Source organism: Actinotalea sp. (assembly GCF_041597215.1).
In the GTDB taxonomy this organism is placed as follows: Bacteria; Actinomycetota; Actinomycetes; order Actinomycetales; family Cellulomonadaceae; genus Actinotalea.
Genome location: NZ_JBFHHB010000142.1, coordinates 1 through 8,457, shown reverse-complemented (window position 1 = coordinate 8,457; position 8,457 = coordinate 1). Strand labels below are relative to the sequence as shown.

7 protein-coding genes are annotated in these 8,457 nt (G+C 74.0%); 4 read left to right on the top strand and 3 right to left on the bottom strand.

Annotated elements, in window-relative coordinates:
* Positions 1-86 precede the first annotated feature (86 nt).
* Entirely contained in the window at positions 87-1,718 is a 1,632-nt protein-coding gene (locus tag ABWK99_RS10705) for a DEAD/DEAH box helicase (protein WP_372594692.1), read from the bottom strand.
* A 168-nt stretch (positions 1,719-1,886) separates the two neighbouring features.
* Between ABWK99_RS10705 and ABWK99_RS10700 the strand changes: the two genes are divergently transcribed.
* Positions 1,887-2,591, top strand: a complete 705-nt coding sequence (locus tag ABWK99_RS10700) for a ferritin-like fold-containing protein (RefSeq protein ID WP_372594691.1) — start codon at positions 1,887-1,889, stop codon at positions 2,589-2,591.
* A 90-nt stretch (positions 2,592-2,681) separates the two neighbouring features.
* Here the strand turns inward: ABWK99_RS10700 and ABWK99_RS10695 are convergent, their stop codons facing one another.
* Together ABWK99_RS10695 and ABWK99_RS10690 are read right to left on the bottom strand one after the other, a co-directional pair.
* Positions 2,682-2,936: a DUF3107 domain-containing protein gene (locus tag ABWK99_RS10695; RefSeq protein WP_372594690.1), complete on the bottom strand. Its 255-nt coding sequence runs from the start codon at positions 2,934-2,936 to the stop codon at positions 2,682-2,684.
* Between the two features lies 1 nt (position 2,937).
* Entirely contained in the window at positions 2,938-3,594 is a 657-nt protein-coding gene (locus tag ABWK99_RS10690; protein ID WP_372594689.1) for a TetR/AcrR family transcriptional regulator, read from the bottom strand.
* Between the two features lie 277 nt (positions 3,595-3,871).
* Between ABWK99_RS10690 and ABWK99_RS10685 the strand changes: the two genes are divergently transcribed.
* The 3 genes from ABWK99_RS10685 to ABWK99_RS10675 form a co-directional block, all read left to right on the top strand.
* Positions 3,872-4,783, top strand: a complete 912-nt coding sequence (locus ABWK99_RS10685) for a DUF3152 domain-containing protein (protein ID WP_372594688.1) — start codon at positions 3,872-3,874, stop codon at positions 4,781-4,783.
* A 78-nt stretch (positions 4,784-4,861) separates the two neighbouring features.
* Positions 4,862-8,149, top strand: a complete 3,288-nt coding sequence (locus ABWK99_RS10680; protein WP_372594687.1) for an ATP-dependent helicase — start codon at positions 4,862-4,864, stop codon at positions 8,147-8,149.
* Positions 8,146-8,457 (top strand): UvrD-helicase domain-containing protein (locus ABWK99_RS10675; RefSeq protein ID WP_372594686.1); only part of this gene is annotated, 312 nt, incomplete at its 3' end. The genes ABWK99_RS10680 and ABWK99_RS10675, both read left to right, overlap by 4 nt.

Below are 8,457 nucleotides of genomic sequence, written 5' to 3'. Positions count from 1 at the left end.
TGCCGGGCCCGATCGTCGTCCACCGCGCAGTCGGCTCAGCGGTGCAGTCGGCTCAGCGGTGCAGGTGGCTCTCTGGTGCAGGCGGCTCACTCCGCCGCAGGGGCCGGGCTCGTCGAGCCGGCCGGGGACTCGCCGCCACGCGTGCGACGGCGGTTGCGCGAACGCCGACGACCGCCGGAGCTCTCGCCACCCTCGGCAGCGGGCGCCGCGGTGGTCGAGGCCTCGCGAGGCTTCCCGTCCCGCTCGCCGCGAGCGGAGCGCTCACGCCGACCGCCCGAGTGCTCCCCGTGGCCCGTGTTCTCCCCGTGGCGCTTGCGGTCGCGGTCACCCTTGCCGTCACGGTCGCCGTGGCCGGAGCCGTGCTTCTTGCCCGTCTCGCCCAGGTCCTCGAGCTTCTCGGCGGAGAGACCGGCGCGCTTCTGCTCGCTGCGCGGCAGGCGGCCCTTGGTGCCCTCGGGGATGTCGAGGTCGTCGTACAGGTGCGGGGAGCTGGAGTACGTCTCCTGCGGCTCCGGGAAGCCCAGGTCGAGGGCCTTGTCGATCAGGCCCCAGCGAGGGGTGTCGTCCCAGTCGACGAAGGTGACGGCGGTGCCGGTCTTGCCCGCGCGGCCGGTTCGCCCGGTGCGGTGCAGGTAGGTCTTCTCGTCCTCGGGGCACTGGTAGTTGACGACGTGGGTCACGTCGTCGACGTCGATCCCGCGCGCGGCGACATCGGTCGCGACCAGGACGTCGATCTTGCCGGTGCGGAACGCGCGCAGCGCCTGCTCACGAGCGCCCTGACCGAGGTCGCCGTGGATCGCGCCGGCCGCGAAGCCGCGCTCGACGAGCTCGTCCGCGACCTTGGCGCAGGTGCGCTTGGTGCGCGCGAAGACGATCGTCAGGCCGCGTCCCTTGGCCTGGAGCAGGCGTGCGAGCACCTCGACCTTGTCCAGCGCGTGCGCGCGGTAGACCACCTGCTTGATCGCCTTGAGCGTCGCGCCCTGGTCGTCGGGGTCGTTGGCGCGGATGTGCGTGGGCTGCGTCATGTAGCGACGCGCCATCGCGACGACCGCGCCGGGCATGGTCGCGGAGAACAGCATGGTGTGGCGCGAGGCCGGCGTGCGGCTCAGGAGCTTCTCCACGTCGGGGAGGAAGCCGAGGTCGAGCATCTCGTCGGCCTCGTCCAGGACGACGGTCTTCGCGTAGGACAGGTCGAGGTAGCCCTGGTTCATCAGGTCGATCATGCGACCAGGGGTGCCGACGACGACCTCGACCCCACGCTGCAGCGCAGCGACCTGCGGCTCGTACGCGCGGCCGCCGTAGAGCAGGACGATGCGGACCGAGCGGCGGCGCGAGGCCGTCTCCAGGTCGCCGGCCACCTGCACCGCGAGCTCGCGGGTCGGGACGATCACCAGGGCCTGCGGCTTGCCGGGGTGGTGGAGGAGCTCGACCCCGTCCTCGTCCGGGCCGACGACGTGCTCGAGCAGCGGCAGGCCGAAGCCGAGCGTCTTGCCGGTGCCGGTCTTGGCCTGGCCGATGATGTCGTGCTGGGACAGGGCGACCGGGAGGGTCATCGCCTGGATGGGGAAGGGGTGCGTGATCCCGGCCTCGGCCAGTGCGTCGGTGATCTCGGCACGGATGCCGAAGTCGCTGAACGTGGGCTGCGCGGCGGGAGCGATCTCGGTGGTCTCGGGTGCGTCCGGGTTCTCGGGCGCGTCCGTGTGCTGCGTGGTGGTCATGTCCTACCTCTCGGTGCCGCGGGGAACGCACGAGGGTGCTCTCGCACCGCACGGGCCGCGGTCGGGGACGGCAGCCGATCGCGAAAGGCGCCGCGCGTCGAGCTGTGCGCGAAGAGAGACGGGACGACCGGTCAACCGATGTACCCCCCCAGCCTATAGCCTGGGGAGATGACATCGCTGCCGTCGCCCGGGCCGACCGTCGACAGTCCCGTCCCCGCAGGTGACGGCGTCCCGGACAGCGGCACCGCGCTCGCGGTGCTCGGGATGGCGGCGTACGGCGAACTCGCGGAGTTCACCCGGCTCGCCGCCGACTCGGACCACGCGCCGACCCTTGCCGGACGGCTCGCAGTGAGCCGTCTCGCCCGGATCGCGCGGGAGCGGCTCGACCTGATCGCGGCCCGCATCGAGGAGCTGGGCGGGGAGCTCGAGGCGACGATGGCGCCCTTCGCCGGGGTGCTGGTCGAGTTCGACGAGCGCACCGAGCCGAGCACGTGGTGGGAGCGGCTCGTCAAGGGATACGTCGGCTACGGCGTCTCGGACGACTTCGCGCGGACGCTGGCGCAGGGCCTCGACGAGAGGACGCGCGAGGTCATGCTCGAGGTCCTCGCCGACGACGGTCATGCGGCGCTGGTGATCGACGCGATCGCCGAGGAGGCCGTCAACGACCCGACGCTCTCGGCCCGGTCCGCCCTGTGGGGGCGCCGGCTCTTCGGCGAGGCGCTCGCCGTCGTGCAGGGTGTCATCGTCGACCACCCGGAGATCCAGCGGCTGCTCGAGGGCGTCGTCGGCGAGGAGGGTGCGCAGCAGACCCTCTTCGCCCGGCTCACGGCCGAGCACTCCCGCCGGATGGACCGGCTCGGCCTCGCGGCCTGAGCGAACGAGCAGAGCCTCGCGGCCTGAGCGAACGAGCAGAGCCTCGCGGCCTGAGCGAGTGGCTCAGCGCGCCGAACCGGCGCCTGCGCCTCAGAGGTTGTGGAACCCCACGCGACGCTCCTGGTCGCTGCCGATCTCGATGTAGCCGAGGGCGCTCGCCGGGACGATGACCTTGCGGCCCTTCGAGTCTGCGAGCTCGATCGGTGCCCCGACCTCCAGTGCCTTGAGCACCTGCTTGGTGACAGCCTCGGAGGTGAGGTCGGACTCCAGCAGGAGCTCGCGTGCCACGTCCCGCATGCCGATCGTGATGTCCACGTCGATCCCTTCGTCGTTGTCTGTCGGCATCCTAAGGTCCTGCCGGATCACCCGCAGACGGACGAGGGCGGGGCAGGGAGCTGACGCCACCCCAGACGAGCCGACTGATGAGGTCCACCGCGCGGTCGACCGGAACGGTGCTGGCGCGGTAGGTGAACGTCGCCGTGGCGGTCGCCATGCTCAGGAGCACGGTCGCGACGAGGTCCGCGTCGTCCTGGCCGAGCCCCGTGGAGCTCTGCAGTCCCCGCCGCAGGGCGAGCGCCACCTGGCGTGAGGCGTGCTCGACGCGTTCGCGCACGGCGTCGTCGTGGGTGACGTCCGACTCGAACAGCAGCGCGAAGGAGTCCCCCGACTCGGCGACGAAGCGCACGTAGGCGCTGACGATCGCCTCTGCGACGGACTCCACGACGGCCTGCCCCGCGGAGAGGGGACGTGCGCCGACGCCGGCCAGCGCCTCGTCGACGGCAGCGACCAGGGCCTCGCCGCGGTGATCGACGACGGCGAGGTACAGGTCCAGCTTGGAGGGGAAGTGCCGGTACAGGACCGGCTTGCTCACCTGGGCCCGCTCGGCGATGTCGTCCATCGAGACATGGTGGAAGCCGTCCCGGGAGAACAGGTCGAGGGCCACCTCGAGCACCTGATGACGGCGCTCGTCGCGCGGCATCCTGGTCGTTCGCGGGGGGCTCACCTCGACGATGCTAGCGAGCCAGGGCGTCGCCGGGGCGGCGCGGGGATGCCACGATGGGCTGATGGGTCCGGATCGAGGGGCGAGGGGCGAGCGCCGCCCTGCTCGGCCGCGGGTCGCGCCGCTGCCCCCGCACGGCGGTGCTCACGCCGGCGCGCACGCGACGTCGCGCGCTGCTTCCGGCACCGCTGAGCACGCGGCTTCCCGCACCGCTGACCACGCGGCGGGGACCGGGTCGCACCTTGCGCCCCGCGTCCCCCCGCAGCACGGTGCCCGGGACATGTCCCGGAACCCTCCGCAGCACGGTGCCCGGCGCCAGCGCGAAGCCGGCGGCCTGCGGCGCAGCCGGGGACGCTTCGGCGCCGTCGCGCTCGCCGTCGCAGGACTGCTCGGGCTCGGCGCCGGAGCAGGGACGGCGCTGGCCGCCATCGACGCGCGCGTGCTCCCCGAGTCGGCGGCTTCGCCCGGCACGGACGTCGGCGCGCAGGCCTCGCCGGGCACGGACGGAGGCTCCGACGCCTCCGCGAGGGCGTCGTCGACCCCGAGCCCGACGGCCACCCCGACTCCCGTCGTCACGCCCGAGCCGACCGAGAGCCCGGAGCCGACAGGTCCCGTCCTGAGTGCCGCTGACCTCAGCGCCGGCCTCCTGTCGACGGCCGAGCCGACGGCAGCGAGCGGCGAGCTGGCGATCGTGGCGGGGAACGTGCCCGCGCCGGACCCGTCCGCCTCGTCGATCAGGACCGTGCGGGTCGAGGTCGAGGTCGGTCTCGACATCGACGGGCCCGTCTTCGCGGACATGGTGATGGCGAGTCTCAACGACCCCCGCGGCTGGGGCGCGGGGGGCACGATCAGCTTCGCCAGGACCGATGGCGACGCGGAGATCCGTGTGGTGCTCGCCTCCCCGGACCTGGTGGACGCGATGTGCGCCCCGCTGAACACCAACGGGATCTACTCCTGCGGCCGCTACGGGCATGCGGCGATCAACCACACGCGCTGGGTCTCGGGGACCGACGAGTTCCCCGACATGACGGTGTACCGCCAGTACGTGGTCAACCATGAGGTCGGCCACCTGCTCGGGCATCCGCACGAGACCTGCCCGGCGGCGGGCGAGCTCGCACCGCTCATGCAGCAGCAGACGATCGCGGTGGCGCCGTGCCTGCCGAACGCCTGGCCGTACCCGGACGGGCTGTAGGCCGCGCAGGGAGGGTGCCGGGGCGACGCCTCGGCAGGCCGTGAGGGCCCTGTCGGTGGCATGTGGTGGGATCGTCCCGTGCTGAGGCTGACCCCACCCGCGGAACCGGACCCGTGGCCTGCGCTCGACCCGGTTCAGCAGTCGGTGGTCGACCATCGCGGCGGAGCGCTCCTGGTGACCGGTGCACCGGGTTCGGGGCGCACGACGACGGCCCTCGCGCTCACGGCGGACCGGCTCGCCTCAGCGGACGGCGGGGCGTGGACAAGTGGCGCGTCCGCAGCGGGCCCGGCGGCCGCGCCGGGTGCAGCGAGGGCGCGCGACGGTGCCGAGCCGGTCCTGCTGCTGGCGCCCACGCGTCGGTCGGCCGCGCGGTTGCGGGATGCGCTCTCGGCGCACCTGCCCCGGACCGGCGGTGCCGCGGTGGTCCGCACTCCGTCCTCCCTCGCGTTCTCGGTGCTTCGTGCCCGTGCATCGCTTCTCGGCGAGCCCACGCCGACCCTCATCTCCGGTCCGGAGCAGGACCTGGTCCTGGCGGACCTGCTCGCCGGTCACCAGGCGGGCGAGGGTCGGCCCGTCGGCTGGCCCGCGTCGGTGCCGCCTGCGGCGCTCGGGCTGCGCGCCTTCCGGGACGAGCTCCGTGACCTGCTCATGCGTGCGGCCGAGCGTGGCCTGCGACCCGCGGACCTCGCGCGGCTCGGTGCCCAGCACGACCGGCCGGCGTGGCAGGCGGCCGCGGCGGTCTACGCCGAGTACCTCGACGTGACGGTCCTGCGCGCTGGGACGCCGGATGCCGGGGCGCGCTTCGACCCGGCCGTCGTGGTCGACGAGGCCTCCGAGGCCCTGCTCGCCTGGGAGTCCGAGGTCCCGCAGCAGCCCCGACCGCGGTGGGGGACGGTCGTGGTGGACGACTACCAGGAGGCGACCGCCGGCACCGTCCGGCTGCTGCACACGCTCGCGCAGGACGGTGCCGAGCTGGTCCTGCTCGCGGATCCGGACATCGCCGTCCAGACCTTCCGGGGTGCCAGTCCCGGCCTGGTCGATCGGGCGCCGCTCCCGGCGGGATCCGAGCTCGGGGCCTTCGGCGCCTCGACCATCGTGCTGCCCCGGGTGTGGAGGCACGCTCCGGCCCTGCGGTCGGTGACGGCGGCAGTCACGGCGGAGATCCGAGGGACGGTCCGTACGCATCGGGCAGCGGAGTCGGCGTTGCCTGCCGACGGGCTCACTGCGGGCGCGCTGCCTGCCGACGGGCTCTCTGCAGGTGCGGACGCGTCCGTGCGAGCTGTTCTGCTGCGGTCGGCGGCCCAGGAGGCTGCCTTCGTCGCCCACACCTTGCGGGCCGCCCACCTGTACGAGGGGCTCGGCTGGAGCCGGATGGCGGTGATCGCCCGCTCGGGCGGCCAGGTCGGTGAGCTGCGCAGGGCGCTGTCGGCCGCGCACGTGCCCGTCGAGATCCTCGGCAGCGACCTCCCGTTGCGCGCCGAGCCCGCGGTGCGCCCGCTGCTGAGGGCGATGCATGCGGCGCTGGAGCCGGACCCGGCGACGCTCGACCCGCTCGAGGTCTCGGAGCTCCTCGTCTCGCCACTCGGGGGGACGGATGCCGTGGGCCTGCGCCACCTGCGGCGCGCACTGCGCGCGGAGGAGGTGGCCGGCGGCGGGACGAGGACCAGCGACGACCTCCTCGTCGAGGTGGTGGCGGACCCCGCCAGGGCCTCGACCCTTCCCGCAGCGGTACGCCCTTCCGTCGTCCGGCTCGCCACGGTGCTCGCGGCAGGCAGGGAGACCGCCGCGCGCCCTGGCACCGGGGTGCTCGACCTCCTGTGGTCCGTGTGGTCCGCCTCCGGTCTCGCCGAGCCCTGGCGTCGAAGTGCCCTGGCGGGTGGAGCGGCGGGGGAGCGGGCCGACCGTGACCTCGATGCCGTCCTGGCGCTGTTCACCGCTGCCGAGCAGTTCGCCGACCGGATGCCGCAGGCGCCGCCGGCGGCCTTCCTCGCCCACCTCACGGCCCAGGACCTGCCGGCGGACTCCCTGGCCGCGCACGGCTCGGTCGCCGAGGCGGTGTCCCTGATGACGGCGGCGGGAGCCGCCGGTGCGGAGTGGGACCTCGTCGTGGTCGCCGGCGTCCAGGAGGGGACGTGGCCCGACCTGCGCCTGAGGGACTCGATCCTCGGTGCCGCGCACCTGGTCGACGTCGTCGAGGGCAGGGCGGCAGTCACCGAGCAGTTCGATGCGGAGTCGAGGGCCGCGGTGCTCGACGACGAGCTCCGGGCCTTCGCCGTCGCGGTCTCCCGCGCCCGCCGGCGCCTGGTCGTCACGGCGGTGCGCGACACCGAGCAGCAGCCCTCCGCTCTCGTGGACCTGGTCGAGCCGCCGGGGACCGGGGACGTGGACGCGCGCCTCGCTGCGGTGCCCCATGCGCTGGACCTGCGAGCCGTCGTCGCGCAGTGCCGCAGCGTCGTGGAGGCAGGGCAGGAGCCTCAGGCCGGCGCAGCGGCGGCGTTGCTGGCCCACCTGGCCGCCCACGGTGTCGGTGGAGCCGATCCCTCCGCCTGGTACGGGGCGGCACCTCCCTCGTCGCACGCCCCGCTGTGGCCCGCGGACGGCCCGGTCCCGCTGTCGCCGTCCAAGCTCGAGCTCGCCACGCAGTGCGCGCTGCGGTGGGCGCTGGAGGCGGTCGGCGGGACGAGCGTCTCGTCCGCCGAGCAGTCCCTCGGCACCCTCGTCCACGCCCTCGCCGCCGAGTTCCCGACCGGGACGGTGGAGAAGCTCTCGTCGGCGCTCGACGCCCGGTGGTCCGAGCTGGGTCTGCCGGAGGGCTGGTTGTCCCGGCAGACGCGTCGACGGGCCGAGTCGATGGTCGTCCTGCTCGCCCAGTACCTGTCCACGGCTGACCCGTACCTCGCGCTCGAGGAGCCCTTCACGGCCCGGCTCGGCCGGGTGCTGCTGCGCGGAGTCGTCGATCGGATCGAGCGGGTGGGCACGGACGCCGACGGCCGCCCGGTGCTGCGCGTCGTCGACCTCAAGACGGGCACGCACGCGGTCACGGGGGCCCAGACCGTCCAGCACCCTCAGCTGGGGGCGTACCAGGCCGCCGTCGACTCCGGCGCCTTCGACGACGTGGCGGCCGGGGCGAGGTCCGGCGGCGCCCAGCTCGTCTACGTGGGACGAGGCACGGTCAGGCCGACGATCAAGGTGCAGGACGCGCTGTCGAACGCTCCGGATCCGGCCTGGACCGAGACGCTCCTGGCCGACGTCGCCGACGTCGCCTCACGCTCGGCCATGGACGCGACCCGAGGGGATCACTGCCGGATGTGTCCCGTGCGGCGCAGCTGTCCGGCCTGGCCCGAGGGGCGGGTGGTCGGCGCATGAGGTCGGCGGCGGAGATCGCGGAGCTCGTCGGGACGCACCCACCCACCCCCGAGCAGCAGGCAGTCATCGAGGCGCCCCTCGAGCCTGCGCTGGTGGTGGCAGGTGCAGGCTCGGGCAAGACCGAGACGATGGCGGCCCGGGTCGTGTACCTCGTGGCCAATGGTCTGGTCGAGCCGGATCGCGTGCTCGGGCTGACCTTCACGCGCAAGGCGGCAGGAGAGCTCTCCGACCGGGTCAGGGCTCGACTGCGGGCCCTGCGCCGCGCGACGGGTGGGCAGGGCACGGGATTCCACGCGCCGACCGTGGCG